Raw genomic sequence first — 25,473 nt, forward strand, 5'->3', positions numbered from 1 at the left:
CCCCCTCGGCCCACCCACAGGCGCCGCCCATCTCGCCCATCCCATGTCCGCCGGTCTGAACATCGCCCAACTTGAAGCTGTGAATTACGTGCAAGGCCCTTGCTTGGTGCTGGCCGGCGCGGGCTCGGGCAAGACGCGCGTGATCACGATGAAGATCGCGCACCTGATCGATTCCGGCCTGGACCCCAAGCGCATCGCGGCCATCACCTTCACGAACAAGGCCGCGGCGGAAATGCGCGAGCGCGCCAAGGGCCTGATCGGGCGCAAGGCCAAGGACATCGTGATCTGCACCTTCCACGCCCTGGGCGTGCGCCTGATGCGCGAGGATGGCGCGGTGCTGGGCCTCAAGCCCCAGTTCAGCATCCTGGACGCGGACGACGTGACCGGCATCCTCAAGGACTGTGGCGGCAGCCCCGACATGGCCACCGCCCGCCAGTGGCAATGGACCATCAGCGCCTGGAAGAACCAGGGCCTGAACGCGTCCCAGGCCATGGCCCAGGCCGAGAACGACCACGAGCGCGTGATCGCCGAGATCATGGCCCGCTACGAAGAGCGCCTGACGGCCTACCAAAGCGTGGACTTTGACGACCTGATCGGCATGCCGCTGAAGCTGCTGCGCGACCACGCCGAGGTGCGCGAAAAGTGGCAAAAAATGCTGGGCCATGTGCTGGTCGACGAGTACCAGGACACCAACGCCACCCAGTACGAAGTGCTCAAGGCCCTGGTGGGCCAGCGCGGCCGCTTCACCGCCGTGGGCGACGACGACCAGTCCATCTACGGCTGGCGCGGCGCCACGCTGGACAACCTGCGCAAGCTGCCGGTGGACTTCCCGGACCTGAAGGTGATCAAGCTGGAGCAGAACTACCGCTCCACCTCGGCCATCCTGCGCGCGGCCAACAACGTGATCCAGCCCAACCCCAAGCTGTTCCCGAAGACCCTGTTCTCGGAACTCGGCGAAGGCGAGCCGGTGCGCGTGGTCGACGCCGACAACGAAGAACACGAGGCCGAGCGCGCCGTGGCCCGCATCCAGAGCCTGCGTGCCACCTCGAAGTGGAAGGACCTGAAGGACTTCGCCATCCTCTACCGCGCCAACCACCAGGCGCGCATGTTTGAGCAGGCGCTGCGTCGTGCGCAAATCCCGTACAAGGTGTCGGGCGGCCAGAGCTTTTTTGACCGCGCCGAAATCAAGGACTTGTGTGCCTGGTTCCGGCTGTGGATCAACAACGACGACGACCCCGCCTTCCTGCGCGCCATCACCACCCCCAAGCGCGGCATCGGCCACACCACGCTCGGCCAGTTGGGCGTGTACGCGAGCCAGTACAAGCTGAGCCTGTTCGAGTCGCTGTTCAGCGCCTCGCTGCAAAACGTGTTGCCGGCACGCGCCAGCGGCAGCCTGCAAGAGTTTGGCCGTTATGTGAACGACCTCGAATACCGCGCCCGCCAGACCCTGGGCGCCGAAGACGCACGCACCTTCTTGCTCGACTTCCTCAAAGAGATTGGCTACGAGCAGCATCTGTACGACAACGAGGACAGCGAAAAAGCCGCCGCCACGCGCTGGACCAACGTACTGGAGTTCTGCGACTGGATGTCGGGCCGCTGCGGCGGCCAGATCGACGACGCCGCCGGGGTCAGCACCACGCGCGAGGTGAAGAACCTGCTTGAAGTCGCCCAGACCATTGCCCTGCTGTCCACCATCAGCGAGCGCGAGCAAGACCAGGACGTGGTCACCTTGTCGACCCTGCACGCCTCCAAAGGCCTGGAGTGGCCGCATGTGATGCTGGTCGGCGTGAACGAAAACATCCTGCCCTTCAAGATGGACCAGGAGCCCGGCAGCGAGGTCAGCGGCGAGAGCCTGGCCCTGCGTCTGCAGGAAGAGCGCCGCCTGATGTACGTGGGCATCACCCGCGCCCAACGCACGTTGGCCGTGAGCTGGACCCGGCGGCGCAAGAAAGGCCGCGAGATGGTGGCCGCCCTGCCCAGCCGCTTCATCGCTGAAATGGCCCTGGACCAGAACACCGTCAAGGAAGACCCACGCGAAAAGCTCAAAGCCTTGCGCGCTGAGTTTGCCAAGCGCGCGGCCAGCGCTGCCCAGTCCTCCGGGGGCTGAGCCCGGCGCGGGCGCTTTCGACTCACGCTAAGCTACGCGCCCCGAGCCCGCCCAAGCGGTGGGACAGACCGGCCCCAGACCTGTTGCATTGCCCACTGCCCACTGCCCACTGCCATGAATGACACCTTCTTTTCAAGATGCCTGCGCCGCCTGGGTATGGCGTGCTGGTGGGCCTGCGGCCTGGCGTCGCTGGCCACGTGGGCCGACGCCCCGCCGCCCCCACCGCCGCCCAGCGCCCCCAGCCGCTGCCCCAGCCTGGAGGATTGGCAGCCCAGCGACCTGTACGGGCTTTGGCGCGCCGAGTTCAGCCCCGGCGCCCCCACGCCCATCACTTTGTTGCTGGAGCGCCACCCTGAACTGCCCGGCAGCGTGCGCGGCGTGATGCAGAGAGACGGTCAACGCGTCTGGCTGAGCGGTGATGTGGACAATGGCGACTTCACCCTCGAAGAATCAGACAACGGCCGCAACATCTCAGCCACCTGGCTGGGCACCGTGACAGAGCAGCGCTGCGGCCGGGAAATCAAAGGCACATGGACTTCCGACAAAACCCCCTCAACACGCCAGTTCGTGTTGCGCAAACTGGCCGATTGAGTCGCCTGATCAGCCGCCTGCGCGGACAAGCGCACAGCGCAGCGCGCACCACGGCCCTGGTGGCCGGTCTGCTGATCGCCCTGCCCGGCGCCCCCGCCCTGGCCCAAAGCAGCCCCACCCCAGCCGCCCCCAAGCCAAGCGCGGCCGCGGCCCCAGCCACCGGTTGGCAGGCCTGCCGAGCCCTGGCCAACGACCCCGCCGCGCGCCTGGCCTGTTTTGACGACTGGGCCCAAGCGGCGGCGCTGCCTGGCGCCATTCCTGGTTCCGCTGCGGCGCTGGCGCCCAGCGCGACGCCCCCCGCGGCACGTGAACTGACCGTGTCGCCCGGGGCCTTGGCCAGCCAGCAGCCTGACACCCGCCCGGTGGACACCACTTTGCCCGCCACACGCCTGATCAGCGTGGGCACCGAAGCCGGCTGCCAGGACCGCCAGTACACCGAAACCTCGCGCTTTTGGGAGCTTGAGAACGGCAGCGACTGCGGTACTTTTGGCATCCGCGGCTACCGGCCCATCAGCTTGGCCTTGATCATGTCGGACAGCGTGAACACCCAGCCCAGCTCGCCCAGCGCCGGCCACACCCAAAGCGCGCCGGTCGAGTACAAACGCACCGAAACCCGCCTGCAGCTGTCGGTGCGCACCAAGATCGCCCAAGGCCTGCTGACACAAGGTCACCCCACGCTCAAGGACTCGCTGTGGTTTGGCTACACCCAGCAGTCGTATTGGCAGCTGTTCACGCCGCAGCTGTCGCGCCCCTTCCGCAGCACCGACCACGAGCCTGAGGTGATGTATGTCTACCCCACCGATGCAGCCCTGCCCGGCGGCTGGCGCTGGCGCTACACCGGCGTGGGCCTGGCGCACCAGTCCAACGGCCAAAGCCTGCCGCTGTCGCGCAGCTGGAACCGCTACTACCTCATGAGCGGGGCTGAGCTGGACACGCGCTGGCGCGTGCAAGGCCGCCTGTGGCGCCGCATCAATGAAAGCGCCAACAGCGACGACAACCCGGGCATCAGCAACTACGTGGGCCGCGGCGAAGCCACGGTCTACTACCACCCCAGCCCAGACAACACCTTGGGCGCAACGGTGCGGCACTCGCTGGGCTCGCAAGCCCGCGGCTCGGTGCGGCTGGAATGGCTGCGCGCCCTGGGCAATGGGCCGGAGGCCGGCGGCAAGAGCGGGCTGCGCCTGCACACCCAGCTGTTCAGCGGCTACGGCGACAGCCTGCTGGACTACAACCGGCGCCGCGTGGTGTTCAGCGTCGGCCTGAGCCTGGTCGACTTCTGAACCCGATCTCTGAGACCTGCTACGAAAAACCTAGCGCAAAGACAGTGCCCCAACGGCCTGGACGCCCTGGATAACCGGGGGTTTTAGGCCCGTTTTCCGGCTCTTGCCCTCGCGGTGCCCCGACCACAATCGGGGCACGAGGACACACCCATGGACCTGCAATACCAACTCAAATCCGGCAGCTACTACCTGTACGACATGACCGAAGCGCCCAGCCCGTTCACGGGTGAGCGGCGCTTTAGGCTCAAGACCGACACGGTGGCCATCGCCTTTGACCGCCACACCGGCGAATTGCACCAACACGGCAGCCCCACACGCATCCAGTCCTGGGCCACTGGGGCCCGACGCCGTCTGCGCGCGGCCGGTGCCGTGGACATTGCCAACGACATCGTGGTGGTGTCAGGCCCACTGCCCGTGGAAGAGATCAACAAATGCCTGGGCATCACCGGGTATTGCCGGCGCTTGTTCCACCGCCTGCACGCCCTGCCCCACGGCAAATTCCCCAAAGCCAGCCCCCCCAAGAGCCGGGCCGGGTTTCAGGCGGCCTGAGCCGCCCCATCGGGACGGCGCTGGGGCGCCAGGCGCCCCAATCTCCCTCCACCCAGCGGCAGGGTGAGCCAAGCCCTCAAGCCAAGGCAGCTTCCACCAAGGAGGCCAATGATGCCGTTGGGCGACCCAGCAAAGCGCTGAGCTGGCGACCCTCATCGAACAAAGCGCCCTGGGCGGCCCCGGCATCCGAATCCGCCAACAGGCTGGCCAGCCCCTCAGGCAGCCCCGCACCCACCAAAGCCTTTTGGTATTCCGCTTCCGGCAGGTTGATGTAAGGGATGGTCTTGCCCGACTGGCGACTGAGTTCGGCGGCGAACTCAGCCAGGGTGTAGGACGTGTCGCCCGCCAACTCATAGACCCGACCGGCCTGGTCTGGCAAGGTCAGCACACGGGCGGCGGCTTCGGCGTAGTCCACCCGAGCGGCCGACGCGATGCGGCCTTCGCCCGCGCTGCCAATGAAAGCGCCATGCTGCAAGGCCGGCGGCACGCTGGCCAGGTAGTTCTCGGTGTACCAGCCATTGCGCAACAGCACATGGGGCAGGCCCACCGACTTCAGATAGGCCTCGGTGGCCTGGTGCTCGGCAGCCAAACCCAGCGGTGAACTGTCGGCGCGCAGCAGGCTGGTGTAAGCCAGCAACTGGACACCCGCACGCTGGGCCGCATCGATCACGTTATGGTGCTGCACGGTGCGCTGCCCCACCTCGCTGGACGAAATCAGCAGCACCTTTTCAGCCCCCTGGAATGCCGCATCCAAGGTGGCAGGCTGGGTGTAATCGGCCTGGCGCACCTGCACGCCCAGGGCGGCGAGGTCCGTCGCCTTGGCGGGTTGGCGCACGGCGGCGACGATTTGCGAGGCAGGCACTTGGCGCAGCAAAGCCTGGATGACGAGTTGGCCCAGTTGGCCCGAGGCGCCGGTGACGACGATCATGGTGTGAATTCCTAATGCGTTGAATGAAGACAAGCACTATCATTTGGTAAGCACTAACTTTTTACAAGTACGCACCAAAAGGTAAGCGATGCAAAATCCAGACGAACCCCGGGCCGTGGGCCCCATCCGCCCCCGTTCACTGGCCGAGGGGCTGGAGCGCGGCAACTTGTTTGCCGAAGCGTGCCCGTCGCGGGAGGTGCTGCGCCACGTCACCAGCCGCTGGGGCGTGCTGGTGCTGGTCGCGCTGCTGCGCAAGACGCACCGCTTCAGCGAGTTGCGCCGCAAGATCAACGGCGTGAGCGAAAAAATGCTGGCCCAGACCCTGCAGTGGCTGGAGAGCGATGGCCTGGTGCTGCGCGTGTCCTACCCCGTGGTGCCGCCCCACGTCGAGTACTCGCTGACCCCGCTGGGCCAGGAGGTGGGCCTGCGGGTGGAAGACCTGGCGGACTGGATTGAGGGCAACCTGCCCAGGATGATGGAGGCGCGCAGCGAGCGCGTGGTGGTGGGGGCAGCGGAAAGCGCGAGGGTGGCGGGCTGAGGGCCAGGTGGATCCGCTCATGGGGGCTGCGACCGCAAGAAGAATCCGTCCCGGCCAGCGCCTCCTGGCTCGGGAAGAAGCGACAGCAACACCCTGCGTTGAACCCCTGCGTTGCAACCGAGCCCACCGCCAACGGCGACTTCGGGCTACCGGGAACGCGAGCGCTCCAATGCGAAACGCCCCAGGCTCTTTCGAGTGCTGGGGCGCTTAAATTCTGGTGGCCTGGGGCGGAATCGAACCACCGACACGCGGATTTTCAATCCGCTGCTCTACCAACTGAGCTACCAGGCCTGCAAGACTTAAATTATAACCAGTTTTTTGGGGTCCGCGCAAGAAGTTCGTTTAAATCGCATTTCTTTTGCTGCGCGAGAGGTCGACCCCCAGTTGGCGCAGCTTGCGGTACAGGTGGGTGCGCTCCAGGCCGGTCTTCTCGGCCACGCGGGTCATGGAGCCGTTTTCCTGCGCGAGATGGAATTCAAAGTAGGCCTTCTCGAAGCCGTCACGCGCTTCGCGAAGGGGCTTGTCCAGATCAAACAGCTGCTGGGCTTGGGATGGCGCCTCGCTGACCGGCAGCACCGGCGCGGGCGCGGGCTCGACACGGGGCTCGGGCAGGCTGGGGGCGGCGGGCGCGGTCTTGCGCAGCTGATGGCGGGCCAGGCCCTGCTCCACCGCCTTGAGCAGCTTTTGCAGGGTGATGGGTTTTTCCAGAAACGAGAAGGCACCGATGCGGGTGGCTTCAACGGCGGTGTCGATGGTCGCGTGGCCGCTCATCATGATCACCGGCATGGACAGCAGGCCGCCAGCCGCCCATTCCTTGAGCAGGCTGACGCCGTCGGTGTCGGGCATCCAGATGTCGAGCAGCACCAGGTCAAATTCGTCACGTTGGCGGGCATTGCGCGCTTGCGAGGCGTTTTCTGCCAACTCGACGTTGTGGCCCTCATCGTTGAGAATTTCGGACAGCAGATCGCGAATGCCCAACTCGTCGTCGACCACCAGTATGTTTGCCATGATTAAAAGATTGCGATTCCAGGAGAGAGGAGACGAAGGGCGCTTGCGCCTCAGGCCACACGGGCCTGTGCAGTGGCGAATGATAGCGACACTTGGGCCCCCGCAATTTTGTCGCCACGCAAGTGGTTGGACAGATCAATGCGCGCGCCGTGCTCGTCAGCGATTTTCTTCACCACAGCAAGTCCCAGGCCGGTGCCTTTGGATTTGGTGGTGACGTAGGGCTCAAAGGCCCGTTTGAGGATGTGCTCGGGAAAGCCAGTGCCGTGGTCGCGCACGATCAGGCGCACGCGCTGGGTGCTTTCGCTCCAGCGCGTGCGGATTTCCACGGCCGGTACATCGCTGTCTTCGCGGCTGCCTTCGGTGGCGTCCTGCGCGTTTTGCAGCAGGTTGTGCACGACCTGGCGCAGTTGCTGGGCGTCGCCCAGCACTGGCGGGCAGCGCGGATCCAGTTCAACGTGCACGGGCACGTCGGCGTTCTCGGGGCTGTAGAGCTGCAAGATGTCTTGCACCAGGGTGTTGAGGTCCAACGGCTTGAGCTCGGCCGCAGGCAGGCGCGCGTAGTCACGGAACTCGTTGACCAGGCGCTTCATGGCGTCGACTTGATCGACGATGGTTTTGACCGACTTGGTGACGATGGCCTGCTCGGGCGCGGCGACTTTGCCCGCCAGCTTCATCTCCAGGCGCTCGGCAGACAGTTGGATGGGCGTGAGTGGGTTTTTGATCTCGTGCGCCAAACGGCGCGCCACTTCGCCCCAGGCCTGGGCGCGCTGGGCCGACACGATTTCGGAGATGTCGTCAAACACCAGCAGGCGGGCGGCGCCCGGCAGCTCGGCGCCGCGCGCCACCAAGGTGATCATGGTGGACGAGGCGCCGGTTTGTCCGTCGGGCAACTCAAAGGACTGCTGCCAGTGGTCCAGCCCATGCTGCAGGGCGTTTTCGCCCAAGAACGCATCAAACTGGTTTTGCACCCGGGCGGCAAAACCTTCCAGCCCAGGAATGGCCGACAAGGGGCGCCCCTCATAAGCGGCCAGCGGCACCTTCAGGATGCGGGTGGCGCCGGGGTTGGAGGACTGGATGCTGCCCTGCCCGTCCAGCACGATCACGCCTGCCGTCAGGTTGTCGAGGATGGTCTGCAGGTTGGCGCGCGCCGTGCTGACCTGGCGCATGCTTTTCTCGACCGTCGCGCGCGCATCGGCCAGCTGCTGGGTCATGTCCGCAAAAGATCGGGTCAGGCCCCCCAGCTCGTCCTTGCCTTGCAAGACGGCTTTGGGGCTGAGGTTGCCAGCGGCCACTTCGCGCACGCCTTCGGCCAGCACCAGCAGCGGACGCGCCAGCTGGTTGCCCAGCAGCACGGCCAAGAGCACGGCACCAAACACCGCCAGGAAGAGGCTCAAGGTCAAGGTGCCGATGTACATGCGGCGCAGGCCCACGCGGGCCAGGGCGCGTTCTTGGTACTCGCGGTTGGCTTCCTGCACCGCCATGGCGTTGGCGACCAGGGTCGGCGGCAGGGGCACGGACACCTGCAAAAAGCGGGCTTCGGACAACAAGCCCAGGCTGGAACTGCTGACCAGGGCCATGGCTCGGATGCGGGCGTTGCTCAGGGCCGCGGGGTTGCCGGGGTCGTCCAGGCCTTCGATCTGGGCCAGGGCGCGCTGTTTGCGCACGTTGCGGATGACCTGTACCGAGGGGCGCTCGGGGTTGAGCTGAAACCGGGACTGGCCCACGCTGGCCACCAGTTGGCCAGAGGCGCCCCAGAGCACCACGTCACTGGCCCCCAGTTGGTCGCGGATTTTTTCCAGCACCAGGCCGGCGGTGGCGTCGGGCACATCGGTCAGCTGGTTGCCCGCCGCACGGGTCTTGTTGGCCAGGTCGTTGGCCAAGGTATCCAAGGTGGCCCGCCCCAAGCTGACCCCTGCATCCAAGGCACCTTCGACCTTGACGTCAAACCAGCTCTCGATCGAGCGTGAGACAAATTGGTAGGACACCACATAGATCAGCATGCCCGGCACGAAGCCGACCAGGGCAAAAATAGCGGCCAACTTGACCAACAGGCGGCTGCCAAAACGCCCTCGGCGCAGGCGCTGGTAAAGCCGCAGCGCGATCCACAAGATGGCGGCGAGCAAGGCGCTGGCCACCACCAGGTTGATGACAAACAGGCGCAGGTAATTGCGCTCGTAGAGGTCGCGGTTGTTGGTGGCCTGGGTCAGCAGGAACAGCAGCACGATGCCGGTGACCACCATGGTGGCGATGCCCAGGCCGACGGTCCAGCGGGCGGTGCGCGAGCTGAACAGCGAGTGCCGGTCAATGCGCTGGGCCGGGGTCACGCTCACTTGGCGGGCTCCAGGCTCAAGCGCTGGTTGCGGCTGGTGGCCAAGTTCCAGTCCGTGCGTCCGGTCACCCCCAGCTGGAAGGGCCGGGGCAGTTGAGACACGTCCAGTCTGAAGCGCAGATTGATGTTGTGTTTGGCTTCGCCATCGATTTCGCTGGGCTCGGCGATCTTCCAGCGCGAGATGCGCTGCACGGCGGCCAGCGCATCTTCCAACTCTTCAAAGCTTTGGGCCAAGCTCACGCCCAAACCAGAATTGGTGATGGGGGTGGGGGCCACCTGCAGGCGCCAGCGCCGGGTCAACGGCTGGTAGGCCAGCCGCATGTAGCGCGATGCGCTGGCCACCTGCCTGTCGTACCAGTACCAGCGGTCGCGCAGCACCTCGGCTTCCGCGACGAAGTACAGGGGTATGCCTTTGACGGCTGCATCGTTGACCAACTGAGGCAACTCGAAGCGCAGCAAGGCGGACAGGAACAGCCCTTCTTCGCTGCGCTCGACCCTCATTTGGGTCACTTCAATGTCGGGCGTGTCGGCCCACGCTGGGCGCAGGCCGATCAGCAAGCAGACGGCCAGCAGCCATCCCGCGAGAAAGACGAAGCGGTCAATCTGCGCGTTTTTCGAGCAAGGCGTAGAAAAATCCGTCGAAGTCACGGTGCCCATTGTCCCGGACAGCGTCCCCCTTGCGCGCCGTGCGGGGGATTAAATGCCCAGGCGATGGCCGTAATACCGCATCAGTGTTGTGTGCAAGAAACGTTTGAATCTGCTGCTCGCCCTCGGCCTTGAACACCGAGCAGGTGCAATACAGCAGACGCCCCCCCGGCCGGACCAAAGGCCAAAGCAGCGACAGCAGGGCGGCTTGAATCACGGCCAGTTGGCCGATATCGCTCTCACGGCGCAGCCAACGCACATCGGGGTGGCGGCGCACGATGCCCGAAGCCGTGCAGGGCGCGTCGAGCAAGATGCCGTCAAACAACTCACGCTGACCATTCACGGGCCACCATTGGTCCAGGTCACGGGCATCGGCCGCCACCACCCGGGCTTGCAACTGCAGGCGCTCCAGGTTTTGGTGGATGCGTTCGCAGCGCTTGGGGTCGATGTCCAGTGCGGTGACTTCGGCCTCGGCCAGTTCCAGCAAATGGGCGGTTTTGCCGCCCGGGGCGGCACAGGCGTCCAGCAGACGCAGAGGCCGCCCCTGCGGTGGCGTCAACTCGCCCAACAGCAGGGGGGCGGCCAGTTGGGCCCCCGCGTCCTGCACCGACACCACGCCGTCGGCAAAACCGGGCACGTCCTGCACCGGGCGAGCTTGCCACAGCATCACGGCCTGCCCGCCCAGCGCTAGGGCGTCGATGCCTTGAGCGGCCAGGCGCGCGAGGTAGTCACTCACGGTGGTCTGGCGCTCGTTGACGCGCAGGGTCATGGGTGCCTGGGTGGCGTTGGTGCGCAAGATCTCCTGCCAGTGACGGGGGTGGTCCTGGCGCAGCCGGTCGATCCACCAGCGCGGGTGGTTCCATTGCGCCATGGGCTCGCGCGCCGTGGCCTCGACCAAGGCCTCGCGCTCGCGCAAGAAGCGGCGCAGGCAGGCGTTGATGAACGCCGATTGTGGGCGCGTGGCAGGGGTGCGCTTGGCCGCTTCCACCGCCTGGTCGACCAGGGTGAACATTTCGTAGGGGGCATCGGCCTCGCGCCAGCCCAGGGCCAAAGCGGTGCACAGCAGGGCATCGGCCACGGGCGGCGGGTTGCGCGGGGCCAGCTTGCGGCGCAGGGCCTCGGCCTGACCCAGCCAGCGCAGCACATGGAACAGCAGGGCCTGCACGCCCGGGCGCAGCGCCGAGGGCACGGCTTCCAGGGCCGTGGTGGCCGAGGCCCCAGCACGCACATCGGCCAGGGCCTGGGCCACGGCCTGCAACTGCTGCCACAGGGGAACGGCGTCGGCGTAGTCACCGGTACGGGAGCCGGTTGAAGCGGTCATGGTCTGTTGATCTCTTGTCATAGGGGGCGGGCCAGCCGGTAAGCAAACACCCGGGCCAGGATCAGGGCGGGAAACTGGCGGACGGCCTCGTTGTATTGGGTAATGGCCACGTTGAACACCTCCACCGCAGCCTGGTCCTGTCGCATCATCTGGTCCCACTGGGGAACCAGCCATTCTGGCACCCGCAGCGCCCCTGACTCGTCAGGGCTGAGCGTTTGGCGGATGGCCATGAGCAGCACGGACCATGCCGAGGACAAAGCACCTAAGCGTTCGGCGTTCAGCGGAGCGGCTTTGGCAGCGTGCAAGCAGGCGCGGAACTGGGCCATGGCGGGTTGCACCACCGTCCAGTCGCCTGCCGCGGGTTGGGGGCCGGCATCACTGGGCACCGGGCCGGCCTGCACGTCGATCCAGGCCAAGTGCCGCAACCACTGCGACTCCAGCAGGCTGAAAGCCTGCACGGCCGAGGCGCGCAGGCGCACCAGCCGGTTGTAAGCACCGACGGCCCAGAACAGCAGCAGCGCTGCGGTGATCCAGACCCCAATCGGCCATTCAAGCACATCGCCCCAGGACATGACGGGCTCTCCAGTGGTCACAAAAAGCATTGTCCGATGAAAAACGCCCCAGACCCATCATGTGACGGGCCTGGGGCGCCAGGCTGAGAAAGCGTTAACCGCCGAATTTACTCGGTGGCAGCGCCTTCTTCAGAGGTGGACTCCTGGCTGGCAGCCAAGTCGGCGGCTTCGGCTTCGGAGATGGCGCGGCGCTCGGCCTCGTCCATGGCGTCCTTGGCCTTGCGTGCTTGGTGGTATGCCAAACCGGTACCGGCCGGGATCAGACGACCCACGATCACGTTTTCCTTCAGGCCACGCAGCTCGTCGCGCTTGCCCATGATGGCCGCTTCGGTCAACACGCGGGTGGTTTCCTGGAAGGAAGCCGCGGAGATGAACGAGTCGGTGGACAGCGAGGCCTTGGTGATCCCCAGCAGCAAGTTCGTGTAGGTCGCAGGCACCTTGTCTTCACGTTGCAGCGCTTCGTTGGTGTTCAGGATTTCCGAACGTTCCACTTGTTCGCCAGCAATGTAGTTCGACTCGCCGGTGTTTTCGACCACGACGCGGCGCAGCATCTGGCGAACGATCACCTCGATGTGCTTGTCGTTGATCTTCACGCCTTGCAAGCGGTACACGTCCTGCACTTCGTCCACGATGTAGCGAGCCAGTTCTTCCATGCCCAGCAAACGCAGGATGTCTTGCGGGTCGGCCGGGCCGTCCACAATCGATTCGCCCTTGTTCACCACCTGGCCTTCGTGCACCAAGATGTTCTTTTCCTTGGGCACGAGTTCTTCGAACACGCGGCCTTCCGGATCGGTGATCTGCAAGCGGACCTTGCCCTTGGTTTCCTTACCGAACGACACGGTACCGGTCATTTCGGCCAGGGTGCCCTTGTCCTTCGGCGTACGGGCTTCGAACAGCTCGGCCACACGCGGCAGACCCCCGGTAATGTCGCGGGTCTTTTGACCTTCGACCGGGATACGGGCCAGCACTTCGCCTGGGCCCACGTCTTGGCCGTCGCGCACCTGAATCAGAGCGCCGACTTGGAAGCCAATGGTCACCGAGTGATCGGTACCCGGGATCTTGACTTCTTGGTTCTGCGCGTCGATCAGCTTCACTTGCGGACGCACGACCTTGGCGGAGCCACGACGCTTCGGATCGATCACCACCAGGGTGGACAGACCGGTCACTTCGTCGACCTGCTTGGCCACGGTCAGACCTTCTTCGACGTTCTCGAACTTCACCTGACCGGCGAACTCGGTGATGATCGGGCGGGTCAGCGGATCCCAGTTGGCCAAGATGGTGCCGGCCTTGATGGTTTGATCGGCCTTGATGGCCAAGATCGCGCCGTAAGGCACCTTGTGGCGTTCGCGTTCGCGACCATGCTCGTCCTGGATGATGATTTCACCCGAACGTGCAATCACCACCAGTTCACCCTTGGTGTTGCTCACATAACGCATCGTGGCATTGAAGCCGATGATGCCGTTGGACTTGGCTTCCACGCTGGAGGCGATGGCAGCGCGCGAAGCGGCACCACCGATGTGGAAGGTCCGCATGGTCAGCTGGGTACCCGGCTCACCGATGGACTGGGCAGCGATCACACCCACGGCTTCGCCGAGGTTGATCAGGCCGCCGCGGCCCAAGTCGCGACCGTAGCACTTGGCGCACAGGCCATAGCGGGTTTCGCAGATCAGAGCCGTACGCACCTTCACTTCGTCGACGCCAGCGGCTTCGAGTTCTTCGATGAGGTCTTCGTCCAGCATCTGGCCGGCCTTGGCCAGCACCACGCGGGTTTCGGGGTGCAGCACATCGTCGGCTGCGGTGCGACCGAGGATACGGTCGCGCAGCGATTCGATCACTTCACCGCCTTCAACGATGGCGCGCATCAGCGAACCATTGTTGGTGCCGCAATCGTCCTCGGTCACGACCAAGTCCTGCGTCACGTCGACCAGACGACGGGTCAGGTAACCCGAGTTGGCCGTCTTCAACGCCGTATCCGCCAGACCCTTACGGGCACCGTGGGTGGAGATGAAGTACTGCAACACGTTCAGACCTTCACGGAAGTTCGCCGTGATGGGGGTCTCAATGATCGAGCCGTCAGGCTTGGCCATCAGGCCCCGCATACCGGCCAACTGGCGAATCTGCGCTGCGGAACCGCGGGCGCCGGAGTCGGCCATCATGTAAATCGAGTTGAACGATTCCTGATCGACTTCCTTGCCGTGGCGGTCAATGGTCTTTTGCTTGGCCAACTGGGCCATCATGACCTTGGAGACTTCGTCACCGGCCTTGCCCCAGATGTCCACGACCTTGTTGTAGCGCTCGCCCGAGGTCACGAGACCGGAGACGTACTGCTGTTCGATCTCCTTCACTTCCTTTTCGGAGCGCTCGATGATGCCGTGCTTTTCTGGCGGCACCAACATGTCGTCGATGCAGATCGAGATGCCGGCGCGGGTGGCCAGACGGAAACCGTTTTGCAGCAGCTTGTCCGCGAAGACCACCGTTTCCTTCAGACCGCACTTGCGGAAGGACACGTTGATCAGCTTGGAGATTTCCTTCTTCTTGAGCGCCTTGTTGATGTTGGCAAAAGGCAGGCCCTTGGGCAGGATTTCAGACAGCAGCGCGCGGCCAGCGGTGGTTTCCACCAGCTTGGTGTCGGGCACGAATTCGCCAGTGGCCTTGTCCTTGTTCCACTCGGTGATCCGCACGGTGACGCGGGCGGTCAGGTCCACCTGGCCGGCGTCGAAAGCACGTTGCACTTCATGGGTGTCGGAGAACACCAGGCCTTCGCCCTTGGCGTTGATGCGGTCGCGGGTCGTGTAGTACAGACCCAGCACCACGTCTTGCGAAGGAACGATGGAGGGCTCACCCGAGGCCGGGAACAGCACGTTGTTGGAGGCCAGCATCAAGGTGCGGGCTTCCATTTGCGCTTCCACCGACAGCGGGACGTGAACAGCCATCTGGTCACCGTCGAAGTCGGCGTTGAAGGCCGCGCAAACCAGTGGGTGCAGTTGGATGGCCTTGCCTTCGATCAGGATCGGCTCGAAAGCTTGGATGCCCAGTCGGTGCAGCGTCGGCGCCCGGTTGAGCATGATCGGGTGTTCCTTGATGACTTCTTCAAGGATGTCCCACACCACGGGGGTGCCAGATTCAACTTCCTTCTTCGCGGCCTTGATGGTGGTCGCGATGCCCATGGCTTCGAGACGCGAGAAGATGAAAGGCTTGAACAGCTCCAGTGCCATCAGCTTGGGCAGACCGCACTGATGCAGCTTCAGGGTTGGGCCCACGGTAATGACCGAACGACCCGAGTAGTCGACGCGCTTGCCCAGCAAGTTCTGACGGAAACGACCGCTCTTGCCCTTGATCATGTCGGCCAGCGACTTGAGAGCACGCTTGTTGGCGCCGGTCATGGCCTTGCCGCGGCGGCCGTTGTCCAGCAAGCTGTCCACGGCTTCTTGCAGCATCCGCTTTTCGTTGCGGGCGATGATTTCCGGAGCCTTCAACTCGAGCAGACGGCGCAGACGGCTGTTGCGGTTGATGACGCGGCGGTACAGGTCGTTCAGGTCGGAGGTGGCGAAACGGCCACCGTCCAGCGGCACCAGCGGACGCAGGTCCGGCGGCAGCACGGGCAGCACTTCGAGCACCATCCAGCCCGGCTTGATGCCAGACTTCTTGAAGGCTTCGAGCACCTTCAGGCGCTTGGCGTTCTTCTTGACCTTGACTTCGGAGCCGGTCAGATCGCCGCGCAGGCGTTCGATTTCGGAGTCGATTTCAATCGATTCCAGCAGGTCCTTGATGCCTTCAGCGCCCATCTTGGCGATGAATTCGTCGCCGTATTCCTTGCGCTTGGCTTCGTAATCGTCCTCGCTCATGATGCTGAACTTCTTCAGCGGGGTCATGCCGGGGTCGGTCACCACGTAGGCTTCAAAGTACAGCACGCGTTCGATGTCGCGCAGGGTCATGTCGAGCACCAGGCCCAGACGCGACGGCAGCGACTTCAGGAACCAGATGTGGGCGCAAGGCGCGGCCAGGTCGATGTGACCCATGCGTTCGCGACGCACCTTGGTTTGCGTGACTTCAACGCCGCACTTCTCGCAGATCACACCGCGGTGCTTGAGGCGCTTGTACTTGCCGCACAGGCATTCATAGTCCTTGATGGGACCAAAAATCTTGGCGCAGAACAGGCCGTCACGTTCGGGCTTGAAGGTGCGGTAGTTGATGGTTTCGGGCTTCTTCACCTCACCGAAAGACCAGGAACGGATCTTCTCGGGCGAGGCCATGCCGATGCGGATGGCATCGAAATGCTCGTCAGGCGTGAATTGCTTGAACAGGTCGAGTAGCGATTTCATGTGACTCTTTCCCTTTCAAATTAAGAACGTTCGAGCTCGATGTCCAGGCCCAGGGAACGGATTTCCTTGACCAGCACATTGAACGATTCCGGCATGCCGGCTTCGATGGCGTGTTCGCCCTTGACGATGCTTTCGTACACCTTGGTACGACCTTGCACGTCATCGGACTTCACGGTGAGCATTTCCTGCAGCACGTAAGCGGCGCCGTAAGCTTCCAGCGCCCACACTTCCATTTCACCGAAACGCTGACCACCGAACTGGGCCTTGCCGCCCAGCGGTTGTTGCGTCACCAGCGAGTACGGACCCGTGGAGCGAGCGTGCATCTTGTCGTCGACCAAGTGGTGGAGCTTCAAGAAGTGCATGTAGCCGATGGTGGTCGGACGCTCGAACGGTTCACCCGTGCGGCCGTCGATCAGGTTGGCCTGGGTGCGTGCAGCGGTCAGACCCTTGGCGGCAGCGATGTCGTCCGGGTAAGCCAGCTTGAGCATGGCGCGGATGTCTTCTTCGGCAGCACCGTCGAACACCGGGCTGGCGAAAGGCACGCCAGTCTTCAGGTTCTCGGCCATCTCGATGACGTCCTCGTCGCTCAATTGCGACAGGTCTTCCTTGCGGCCATGTGCGTTGTACAGCTCTTCGAAGAACTTGCGCAGCTCAGCCAAGCGGCTTTCAGCTTGCAGCATGTTGCCGATGCGCTGGCCAATGCCCTTGCCGGCCCAGCCCAAGTGAACTTCCAGCACCTGACCCACGTTCATCCGCGAAGGCACGCCCAGCGGGTTCAGAACGATGTCGGCAGGGGTGCCGTCGGCCATGTAAGGCATGTCTTCGACCGGAACGATCTTGGACACCACACCCTTGTTACCGTGACGGCCGGCCATCTTGTCACCTGGCTGCAGGCGACGCTTGACGGCCAGGTAGACCTTGACCATCTTCAGCACGCCAGCGGGCAGCTCGTCGCCTTGGGTCAACTTCTTGCGCTTTTCTTCAAAAGCGAGGTCAAAGCTGTGGCGGGTTTGCTCCAGCGAGTTCTTGATGGACTCGAGCTGGGTCGCGACTTCGTCCTCGGCCGGACGGATGTCGAACCAGTGGAACTTCTCGACCGAGCTCAGGTAAGCCTTGTCGAGCTTGGTGCCCTTGGACAGCTTTTGCGGGCCGCCATTGGCGACACGGCCAGTCAGCAGCTTCTCGATACGGTCAAAGGCGTCAGCCTCGACGATGCGCAGCTGGTCGTTCAGGTCGAGGCGGAAGCGCTTGAGTTCATCGTCGATGATCTGCTGAGCGCGCTTGTCGCGCACGATGCCTTCGCGGGTGAACACCTGCACGTCGATGACGGTGCCTTGCGAACCTTGGTCCACACGCAGCGAGGTGTCCTTCACGTCGGAAGCCTTCTCACCGAAGATGGCGCGCAGCAGCTTCTCTTCAGGCGTGAGGGTGGTTTCGCCCTTCGGCGTGACCTTGCCCACCAGCACGTCGCCGGGTTGCACTTCAGCACCCACGTAGATGATGCCGGACTCGTCCAGACGGTTCAGTTGCTGTTCCGACAGGTTCGGAATGTCGCGCGTGATTTCTTCAGCACCCAGCTTCGTGTCACGGGCCATGACCACCAGTTCCTCGATGTGGATCGAGGTGTAGCGGTCGTCGGCCACCACGCGTTCGGAGATCAGGATCGAGTCTTCGAAGTTGTAGCCGTTCCAGGGCATGAAGGCGATCAGCATGTTCTGACCGATGGCGATTTCGCCCAGGTCGGTCGACGCGCCGTCAGCAATCACATCACCCTTGGCCAGCTTGTCGCCACGCTTGACGATGGGACGCTGGTGGATGTTGGTGTTCTGGTTGGAACGTTGGTACTTGATCAGGTTGTAGATGTCCACACCGACTTCACCAGCCACCGCTTCCGCGTCATTGACACGGATCACGATGCGGGTGGCGTCGACGTAGTCGACCACACCACCGCGGTTGGCGGTGACGACGGTGCCCGAGTCCACCGCGGCCACGCGCTCGATCCCGGTGCCGACCATCGGCTTTTCGGGACGCAGCACAGGCACGGCCTGACGCGACATGTTGGCACCCATCAAAGCGCGGTTCGCATCATCGTGTTCGAGGAAGGGAACCAGCGAGGCCGCCACCGACACGATCTGGGCCGGCGACACGTCCATGTACTGCACGCGTTCGGCGCTCAGCAAGGTGGATTCACCCTTTTCACGGGCCGACACCAGGTCACCGGTCAGGCGGCCATCCTTGTCCAGGGTGGCGTTGGCCTGGGCGATCACGTACTTGCCTTCTTCGATGGCCGACAGGTAATCGATCTGGTCGGTCACCTTGCCATCCACCACACGGCGGTACGGGGTTTCAATGAAACCGTACTCGTTGAGGCGGGCGTACAGAGCCAGCGAGTTGATCAGACCAATGTTCGGGCCTTCAGGCGTTTCGATTGGGCAAACGCGACCGTAGTGGGTCACGTGCACGTCACGCACTTCGAAGCCGGCACGTTCGCGGGTCAAACCGCCCGGGCCCAGGGCCGAGACGCGGCGCTTGTGAGTGATTTCGGCCAGCGGGTTGGTCTGGTCCATGAACTGCGACAGCTGCGAGGCGCCGAAGAACTCCTTGAGGGCCGCAGAAATCGGCTTGGAGTTGATCAGGTCGTGCGGCATCAGCGGCTCTTGTTCAGCCTGACCCAGACGTTCCTTGACGGCCTTCTCGATGCGAGCCAGACCGGTGCGGTATTGGTTCTCAGCCAGTTCGCCGACGCAACGCACGCGGCGGTTGCCCAAGTGGTCGATGTCATCGACTTCGCCATTGCCGTTGCGCAGGTCGACCAAGATCTTGACCACGGCCAAGATGTCTTCGTTGGTCAGTACCATCGGACCGGTGGATTCTTCGCGGCCAATCTTGGCGTTGAACTTCATGCGGCCCACGCGCGACAGGTCGTAGGTGTCCGGGTTGTAGAACAGACGCTGGAACAGCGCTTGCACAGCGTCTTCCGTCGGCGGCTCACCAGGGCGCATCATGCGGTAGATGGCCACACGGGCAGCGAACTCGTCGGTGGTTTCGTCAGTGCGCAGGGTTTGCGAGATGTACGGACCTTGGTCCAGCTCGTTGGTGTAGATGCACTGCAGGTCTTGGATGCCGGCGCTGCGCAGCTTCTTCAGCAGCACTTCGGTCAGCTCATCGTTGGCCTTGGCAATGATTTCGCCGGTGTCGCCATCGACGATGTTGCGTGCCACCACGCGGCCGATCAGGAAATCTTCCGGAACGCTGACGTGGGTGGTGCCCGATTGCTCGAGCTCGCGGGTGTGGCGCGCGGTGATGCGCTTGTCCTTGGCGACGACGACCTTGCCCGACTTGTCGGTGATGTCGAAACGGGCCACTTCGCCGCGCAGGCGTTCGGACACGAACTCCATGTGCGCGCCGCTGTCCATCAGACGGAAGTTGTCGTTGACGAAGAAGTTCGCCAGGATCGACTCAGGGTTCAGGCCAATGGCCTTGAGCAGCGTGGTGACCGGCATCTTGCGGCGGCGGTCAACACGGAAGTACAGCAGGTCCTTGGGATCGAATTCAAAGTCGAGCCAAGAGCCACGGTAAGGAATCACGCGGGCCGAGAACAGCAACTTGCCCGAGCTGTGGGTCTTGCCCTTGTCGTGTTCAAAGAACACGCCCGGCGAGCGGTGCAGCTGGGACACGATCACGCGTTCCGTGCCGTTGATGATGAAGGAACCCTTGTCGGTCATCAGGGGCACTTCGCCCATGTAGACCTCCTGTTCCTTGACTTCCTTGACCACCTTGGACTGCGCGCTCGAAGACTCGCGGTCGTAAATGATCAGTTGCACCTTGGCGCGCACGGCGGAGGCGAAAGTCAGGCCACGGGTCTGGCACTCACGCACATCAAAAGCCGGCTTGGCGAGGTTGTACTCGACAAACTTCATCTCGACAAAACCATTGTGCGAGACGATTGGGAAAGCGGCTTCGAAAGCAGCTTGCAAGCCTTCAGCAGTCCGTTTTTGGGGGGCACGATCTGCTTGCAGGAACGCGGTGTAGGCGTCCTTTTGCATCTGCAGCAGGTAAGGCACTTCGAGCACGCTGTCGCGGCTGCCGAAAGACTTGCGAATTCGCTTGCGTTCGGTGTAGCTGTACGTGGATGTTTGGGCCATGAAATCTCCGGGCAAAGACATGAGTCCTGGGTCTTCGACGATGGGAAACGCTCGGTGGCGCACGCTGGGGCACACTCGGGCGAGACTTGGCGGTTGGCCACTACCAACCATGGCTGACGGCGATGCATTGCACATCGCCCGAACCAAGGCGTCTTCTGCTGTCGGGGTCAGAAAACACTCAGAAGGCGCCACTGTGCGCCTTTTGGGTGTGCTCTGCTTGGATTGATCCAAGAAGCACCAAAGGCTGGAGGCCTTTTAGAGCACTCCAGCCTCTGAGCGAGACCCAATTACTTGAGTTCGACCTTGGCGCCAGCTTCTTCCAGCTTCTTCTTGGCAGCTTCGGCGTCGGCCTTGGCAATGCCTTCCTTGACGGCCTTGGGAGCGCCGTCGACCAGGTCCTTGGCTTCCTTCAGACCCAGGCCGGTGATTTCGCGCACGGCCTTGATGACGGACACCTTGTTGGCGCCGGCTTCCAGCAGCACAACGTTGAACTCGGTCTTTTCTTCAGCGGCCGGGGCGGCAGCGCCACCACCAGCAGCGGGAGCGGCCATGGCGGCAGCGCTCACGCCAAACTTCTCTTCGATGGCCTTGACCAGGTCGTTGAGTTCGAGGACCGTCATGCTGTCGAGAGCGGTCAGAAATGCGTCTTTATCGAATGCCATTTTTAAATTCCTAACAATTGGTTAACAGGTGACTGCGCGCTCAAGCAGCAGCCACTTCTTCGGTAGCGGCAACTGCCACTTCCTCGGTTGCGCCTTCGCCCTTTTTGGCCGCCAGAGCACCCAGCACCACAGCGGTACGGGAGATGGGGGACATCAACAAGCCGCACAACTGGGCCAACAGCACGTCCTTCGACGGAATGCTGGACAGTTGCTTAACGCCGTTCACATCCAGGGCCTTGCCTCCGATGGCGCCACCGCGAATCACCAACTTGTCGTTGGTCTTCGCGAAATCGGCCACCACCTTAGCGGCGGCCACAGCGTCTTCAGAGAAGCCATAGATCAGCGGACCGGTCATCTGGTCGGCGACGATGTCGAACTGGGTACCAGCCACAGCACGGCGTGCCAGGGTGTTCTTCAGAACACTCAGGGTCACACCCTTGCTGCGTGCATCGACGCGCAGTTTGGTCATGTCGGCGACCGTGATGCCACGGTATTCCGCGATCACGAGCGTTTGAGCTTTAGCGGCGAGGCTGGTCACTTCGGAAATGACCGCTTCTTTCTCACTGCGATTCAGACTCAAGGTCTACTCCTTCAAAATGCGTTTTGGGTCGGAACCCGCAACGCGCCTTAGTGCAGCGACCAACTGTTTTGGAAAATTTCCATCTGCAGCGGGATCGCCATCTGCGCTGGCCCCTCGGGTATTAAGTGCCTGCCTTGCGGCGTGCACACCAGCGGTCTTGGATGGCCCCTGACAGCTTTGCAGCCATCAGGGCCCACCACACCAGAGGGCTTGCGCCCCCTGACGATTTCTTCGATCGAGCGATTAAGCTGCGATGGATTGGGTGTCGACGCGAACGCCCACGCCCATGGTCGAGGACACAGCCACCTTGCGCAGGTAAACACCCTTGCTGGTTGCCGGCTTGGCCTTGTTCAGAGCGTCCACCAGAGCTGCCAGGTTGGCTTGCAGCTTGTCGGTGTCGAACGAGCGACGGCCGATGGTCGAGTGGATGATGCCGGCCTTGTCGACGCGGAATTGCACTTGACCAGCCTTGGCGTTCTTCACAGCCGTGGCGACATCGGGGGTCACGGTGCCAACCTTCGGGTTAGGCATCAGACCGCGCGGGCCCAGGATTTGACCCAGGGTACCCACAACGCGCATGGCGTCAGGGGCAGCGATCACGACGTCGAAGGGCATGTCGCCCGCCTTGACCATGGCAGCCAGATCGTCCATGCCGACCACGTCAGCGCCAGCAGCCTTGGCTTCTTCAGCCTTGGCGCCTTGGGCGAACACAGCCACGCGCTTGGTCTTGCCGGTGCCGTTGGGCAGCACGACAGCGCCACGAACCACTTGGTCCGACTTCTTGGCGTCAACGCCGAGTTGCACAGCCACGTCGATGGATTCATCGAACTTGGCAGTTGCGCAATCCTTCACCAGGGTGATGGCGTCAGTCAGGGGGTACAGCTTGTTGCTGTCAACCTTGCCTTGCAGGGCTTTTGCTTTTTTGGTGAGCTTAGTCATCACAGACCTTCCACCGTCACGCCCATCGAGCGTGCGGAACCGGCAATGGTACGAATGGCGGCATCAACGCTGGCAGCGTTCATGTCCTTCATCTTGGTCTTGGCGATCTCTTCGAGCTGAGCACGGGTGATCTTGCCGACCTTGTCGCTGTGCGGACGGGGCGAACCCTTGTCCAGCTTGATGGCCTTCTTGATCAAGGTGGTCGCCGGGGGCGTCTTGATGATGAAGGTGAAGCTCTTGTCAGCGAACGCGGTGATCACCACCGGCAGCGGCAGGCCGGGCTCAACACCTTGGGTCTGGGCGTTGAACGCCTTGCAGAATTCCATGATGTTCAGGCCACGTTGACCCAGTGCCGGGCCGATCGGGGGGGACGGGTTGGCCTTGCCAGCTGGCACTTGCAGCTTCACAAAACCGACGATTTTTTTCGCCATGCTTTACTCCTTGCGGGTCAAACGCGACGCTGTTCAACATGAAGCAGCGCAGCTTCCCGGGGTTAACGACTCTGAGTTTTGACGCTGTGCCGAGTCGGGTGACACAACAACCGGCGAACCGGCCAAAGGGGGAGTGGACTCAGGTTTTTTCGACCTGGGTGAACTCGAGCTCGACAGGGGTGGCGCGACCGAAGATGGTCACCGACACGCGAACCTTGCTCTTTTCGTAATTGACTTCTTCCACCGAGCCGTTGAAGTCGGTGAATGGGCCTTCCTTGACACGCACCAGTTCGCCAACTTCGAACTCAACCTTGTGACGTGGCTTATCGGTGCCTTCTTGCATCTGACTCACGATCTTCTGCACTTCGGCTTCGGAGATCGGAGCAGGGCGGTTCTTGGCGCCACCCACAAAGCCAGTGACTTTGTTGGTGTGCTTGACCAAATGCCAGGACTCATCGTCCATCACCATCTCCACCAGCACATAACCGGGGAAGAAGCGACGTTCAGTGGTCTTGCGCTGACCGTTCTTCATCTCCACCACTTCTTCGGTGGGAACCAAGATGCGACCAAACTTGTGCTGCATGCCGGCGCGGTTGATGCGCTCCAGGATGTTGCGTTCAACAGCCTTTTCCATACCCGAATAGGCATGCACCACGTACCAGCGCAGGTCTGGATTCACGGGCGCCGCAGCCGCTTCGCCTGCGGTGTTGTCAACAGCGTCAGTCATTATTTCTTCCAACCCAGAATCAAGTCGTAGAACAACCATTCCAGGGTTTTGTCAGTGAACCAGAGGAACAAAGCCATGACGACCACAAAAGCAAACACGTAGGCCGTGATCTGCATGGCTTCTTTGCGGGTGGGCCAGACCACCTTGCGCACTTCGCGCACCGCCTCGCGACCGAAGGCCACCAATTGGCGACCCGGCTCTGAGGTCAGAAACACGGCGACAGCCGCAGCCAGGCCGACGATCAGGGCAGCCCACTGAGCCAAAGCGCCTTGACGCGACAGCAGATAAAACGCCACCAAGGCTGCAAGCACCAAAGCACTTGCAGCCGCGATCTTGGCCTTATCGGCCCCGGCATTGACGGTTTCAACCTGTGAAGTTGCCATGATGGGCTGGTTCCCGCTTCAAATATGTTGCGTGTCCTGAGACACCGAAGCCCGTCAGGTCTTGACGGGCTTTTGGGTTGCCACCTTCAGGTGGCAGGGGCAGTAGGAATCGAACCTACAACCTTCGGTTTTGGAGACCGACGCTCTGCCAATTGAGCTATACCCCTCCGTATCAATTAGGCAATGATGGTGGCCACAACACCAGCACCCACGGTCTTGCCGCCTTCGCGGATGGCGAAGCGCAGACCTTCTTCCATGGCGATGGGGTTGATCAGCTTCACAGTGATCGACACGTTGTCACCAGGCATCACCATTTCCTTGTCGGCCGGCAGCTCGATGGCGCCAGTCACGTCAGTCGTACGGAAGTAGAACTGAGGACGGTAGTTGTTGAAGAACGGCGTGTGACGACCACCTTCGTCCTTGGACAGAACGTACACTTCGGCGGTGAAGTGGGTGTGGGGCTTGATCGAGCCGGGCTTGCACAGCACTTGACCACGCTCAACTTCTTCGCGCTTCGTGCCGCGCAGCAAGATACCAACGTTGTCGCCAGCTTGACCTTGGTCCAGCAGCTTGCGGAACATTTCCACGCCGGTGCAGGTGGTCTTCAGGGTGGGCTTGATACCGACGATTTCGATTTCTTCGCCAACCTTGATGATGCCGCGCTCGATACGGCCGGTCACCACGGTGCCGCGACCCGAGATCGAGAACACGTCTTCCACGGGCATCAGGAAAGCGCCGTCAACAGCACGTTCCGGGGTCGGGATGTAGGTGTCCAGGGCTTCGGCCAGCTTCATGATGGCGCCTTCGCCCAGCTCGCCCTTGTCGCCATCCAGCGCCAGACGTGCCGAACCCTTGATGATCGGGGTGTCGTCGCCAGGGAAGTCGTACTTGGACAGGAGTTCGCGAACTTCCATTTCCACCAGTTCCAGCAGCTCGGCGTCATCCACCAGGTCAGCCTTGTTCAGGAACACGATGATGTAGGGCACGCCCACTTGACGCGACAGCAGGATGTGTTCGCGGGTTTGGGGCATCGGGCCGTCAGCAGCCGAGCACACCAAGATAGCGCCGTCCATTTGAGCGGCGCCGGTGATCATGTTCTTCACATAGTCAGCGTGGCCGGGGCAGTCCACGTGAGCGTAGTGGCGGTTGGCCGTTTCGTACTCAACGTGAGCGGTGTTGATGGTAATACCGCGGGCCTTTTCTTCGGGCGCTGCGTCGATCTGGTCGTAAGCCTTGGCTTCGCCGCCGAACTTGGCTGCCAGAACGGTTGCGATAGCAGCCGTCAGCGTGGTCTTGCCGTGGTCAACGTGACCGATGGTGCCGACGTTTACGTGCGGCTTGGTACGTTCAAACTTGCCTTTTGCCATTTTTTCGACTCCGAAAAAAATTACCTAAATCAACACAACGAGGGTCAAA

20 protein-coding genes and 2 tRNA genes are annotated in these 25,473 nt (G+C 62.8%); 5 read left to right on the forward strand and 17 right to left on the reverse strand.

Annotation, left to right across the window (positions count from 1 at the left end; all coding sequences use genetic code 11):
• Positions 1-43: 43 nt before the first annotated feature.
• From PSQ39_RS03020 to PSQ39_RS03035, 4 genes are all read left to right on the forward strand, one after another.
• Entirely contained in the window at positions 44-2,107 is a 2,064-nt protein-coding gene (locus PSQ39_RS03020) for an ATP-dependent helicase (protein ID WP_273925112.1), read from the forward strand.
• A 114-nt stretch (positions 2,108-2,221) separates the two neighbouring features.
• Entirely contained in the window at positions 2,222-2,698 is a 477-nt protein-coding gene (locus PSQ39_RS03025) for a hypothetical protein (RefSeq protein WP_273925113.1), read from the forward strand.
• Complete coding sequence (locus PSQ39_RS03030; protein ID WP_409241974.1) at positions 2,638-3,978, forward strand: phospholipase A; 1,341 nt, start codon at positions 2,638-2,640, stop codon at positions 3,976-3,978. The genes PSQ39_RS03025 and PSQ39_RS03030 overlap by 61 nt, the downstream gene beginning before the upstream one ends.
• Positions 3,979-4,128: 150 nt before the next feature.
• Positions 4,129-4,527, forward strand: coding sequence for a hypothetical protein (locus tag PSQ39_RS03035; RefSeq protein WP_273925114.1), 399 nt, complete (start codon positions 4,129-4,131; stop codon positions 4,525-4,527).
• Positions 4,528-4,603: 76 nt separating this feature from the next.
• Here PSQ39_RS03035 and PSQ39_RS03040 read toward each other — a convergent pair whose 3' ends face one another.
• Positions 4,604-5,455, reverse strand: a complete 852-nt coding sequence (locus PSQ39_RS03040) for an SDR family oxidoreductase (protein WP_273925115.1) — start codon at positions 5,453-5,455, stop codon at positions 4,604-4,606.
• A gap of 88 nt (positions 5,456-5,543) precedes the next feature.
• Here PSQ39_RS03040 and PSQ39_RS03045 point away from each other — a divergent pair, with 88 nt between their 5' ends.
• Complete coding sequence (locus PSQ39_RS03045; RefSeq protein ID WP_273925116.1) at positions 5,544-5,993, forward strand: winged helix-turn-helix transcriptional regulator; 450 nt, start codon at positions 5,544-5,546, stop codon at positions 5,991-5,993.
• Positions 5,994-6,208: 215 nt separating this feature from the next.
• On the opposite strand, the gene PSQ39_RS03050 is transcribed toward PSQ39_RS03045, so the two are convergent.
• The 16 genes from PSQ39_RS03050 to tuf form a co-directional block, all read right to left on the reverse strand.
• A tRNA-Phe gene (locus PSQ39_RS03050) sits at positions 6,209-6,284 on the reverse strand.
• 51 nt (positions 6,285-6,335) lie between these two features.
• Positions 6,336-7,001 (reverse strand): response regulator, encoded by a 666-nt coding sequence (locus PSQ39_RS03055; RefSeq protein ID WP_273925117.1) that lies wholly within the window; start codon positions 6,999-7,001, stop codon positions 6,336-6,338.
• Between the two features lie 50 nt (positions 7,002-7,051).
• On the reverse strand, positions 7,052-9,331 hold the full coding sequence (locus PSQ39_RS03060; RefSeq protein ID WP_273925118.1) for a sensor histidine kinase: 2,280 nt from the start codon (positions 9,329-9,331) through the stop codon (positions 7,052-7,054).
• Positions 9,328-9,978 (reverse strand): DUF4390 domain-containing protein, encoded by a 651-nt coding sequence (locus PSQ39_RS03065; RefSeq protein WP_409241975.1) that lies wholly within the window; start codon positions 9,976-9,978, stop codon positions 9,328-9,330. Before PSQ39_RS03065 ends, PSQ39_RS03060 begins: the two co-directional genes overlap by 4 nt.
• The gene (gene rsmB, locus PSQ39_RS03070) at positions 9,929-11,296 is read right to left on the reverse strand and encodes a 16S rRNA (cytosine(967)-C(5))-methyltransferase RsmB (RefSeq protein ID WP_273925120.1); all 1,368 of its coding nucleotides are present in this window, start codon (positions 11,294-11,296) and stop codon (positions 9,929-9,931) included. The genes PSQ39_RS03065 and rsmB overlap by 50 nt, the downstream gene beginning before the upstream one ends.
• 17 nt (positions 11,297-11,313) lie before the next feature.
• Positions 11,314-11,868, reverse strand: coding sequence for a LemA family protein (locus tag PSQ39_RS03075; protein ID WP_273925121.1), 555 nt, complete (start codon positions 11,866-11,868; stop codon positions 11,314-11,316).
• Positions 11,869-11,975: 107 nt separating this feature from the next.
• On the reverse strand, positions 11,976-16,190 hold the full coding sequence (gene rpoC, locus PSQ39_RS03080; protein ID WP_273925122.1) for a DNA-directed RNA polymerase subunit beta': 4,215 nt from the start codon (positions 16,188-16,190) through the stop codon (positions 11,976-11,978).
• Between the two features lie 20 nt (positions 16,191-16,210).
• Positions 16,211-20,335, reverse strand: coding sequence for a DNA-directed RNA polymerase subunit beta (gene rpoB, locus PSQ39_RS03085; protein WP_273925123.1), 4,125 nt, complete (start codon positions 20,333-20,335; stop codon positions 16,211-16,213).
• Positions 20,336-20,622: 287 nt separating this feature from the next.
• Complete coding sequence (rplL, locus tag PSQ39_RS03090) at positions 20,623-20,997, reverse strand: 50S ribosomal protein L7/L12 (protein WP_273925124.1); 375 nt, start codon at positions 20,995-20,997, stop codon at positions 20,623-20,625.
• Positions 20,998-21,037: 40 nt separating this feature from the next.
• Positions 21,038-21,577 (reverse strand): 50S ribosomal protein L10, encoded by a 540-nt coding sequence (gene rplJ / locus PSQ39_RS03095; RefSeq protein ID WP_273925125.1) that lies wholly within the window; start codon positions 21,575-21,577, stop codon positions 21,038-21,040.
• 243 nt (positions 21,578-21,820) lie between these two features.
• Positions 21,821-22,516, reverse strand: coding sequence for a 50S ribosomal protein L1 (gene rplA / locus PSQ39_RS03100; RefSeq protein ID WP_273925126.1), 696 nt, complete (start codon positions 22,514-22,516; stop codon positions 21,821-21,823).
• Positions 22,516-22,947: a 50S ribosomal protein L11 gene (rplK, locus tag PSQ39_RS03105; RefSeq protein ID WP_273925128.1), complete on the reverse strand. Its 432-nt coding sequence runs from the start codon at positions 22,945-22,947 to the stop codon at positions 22,516-22,518. The genes rplA and rplK overlap by 1 nt, the downstream gene beginning before the upstream one ends.
• 139 nt (positions 22,948-23,086) lie before the next feature.
• The gene (nusG, locus tag PSQ39_RS03110) at positions 23,087-23,674 is read right to left on the reverse strand and encodes a transcription termination/antitermination protein NusG (RefSeq protein WP_273925129.1); all 588 of its coding nucleotides are present in this window, start codon (positions 23,672-23,674) and stop codon (positions 23,087-23,089) included.
• Positions 23,674-24,057 carry a preprotein translocase subunit SecE gene (gene secE, locus PSQ39_RS03115; RefSeq protein ID WP_273925131.1) on the reverse strand — a complete coding sequence of 128 codons (384 nt, stop codon included), beginning with the start codon at positions 24,055-24,057 and terminating at the stop codon, positions 23,674-23,676. Before secE ends, nusG begins: the two co-directional genes overlap by 1 nt.
• Before the next feature lie 91 nt (positions 24,058-24,148).
• Positions 24,149-24,224: transfer RNA gene (locus PSQ39_RS03120), tRNA-Trp, on the reverse strand.
• A 9-nt stretch (positions 24,225-24,233) separates the two neighbouring features.
• On the reverse strand, positions 24,234-25,424 hold the full coding sequence (tuf, locus tag PSQ39_RS03125) for an elongation factor Tu (RefSeq protein WP_273925132.1): 1,191 nt from the start codon (positions 25,422-25,424) through the stop codon (positions 24,234-24,236).
• Between the last annotated feature and the right edge of the window lie 49 nt (positions 25,425-25,473).

The sequence above is a fragment of the Curvibacter microcysteis genome, assembly GCF_028649455.1.
Taxonomy (GTDB): domain Bacteria; phylum Pseudomonadota; class Gammaproteobacteria; order Burkholderiales; family Burkholderiaceae_C; genus Curvibacter; species Curvibacter microcysteis.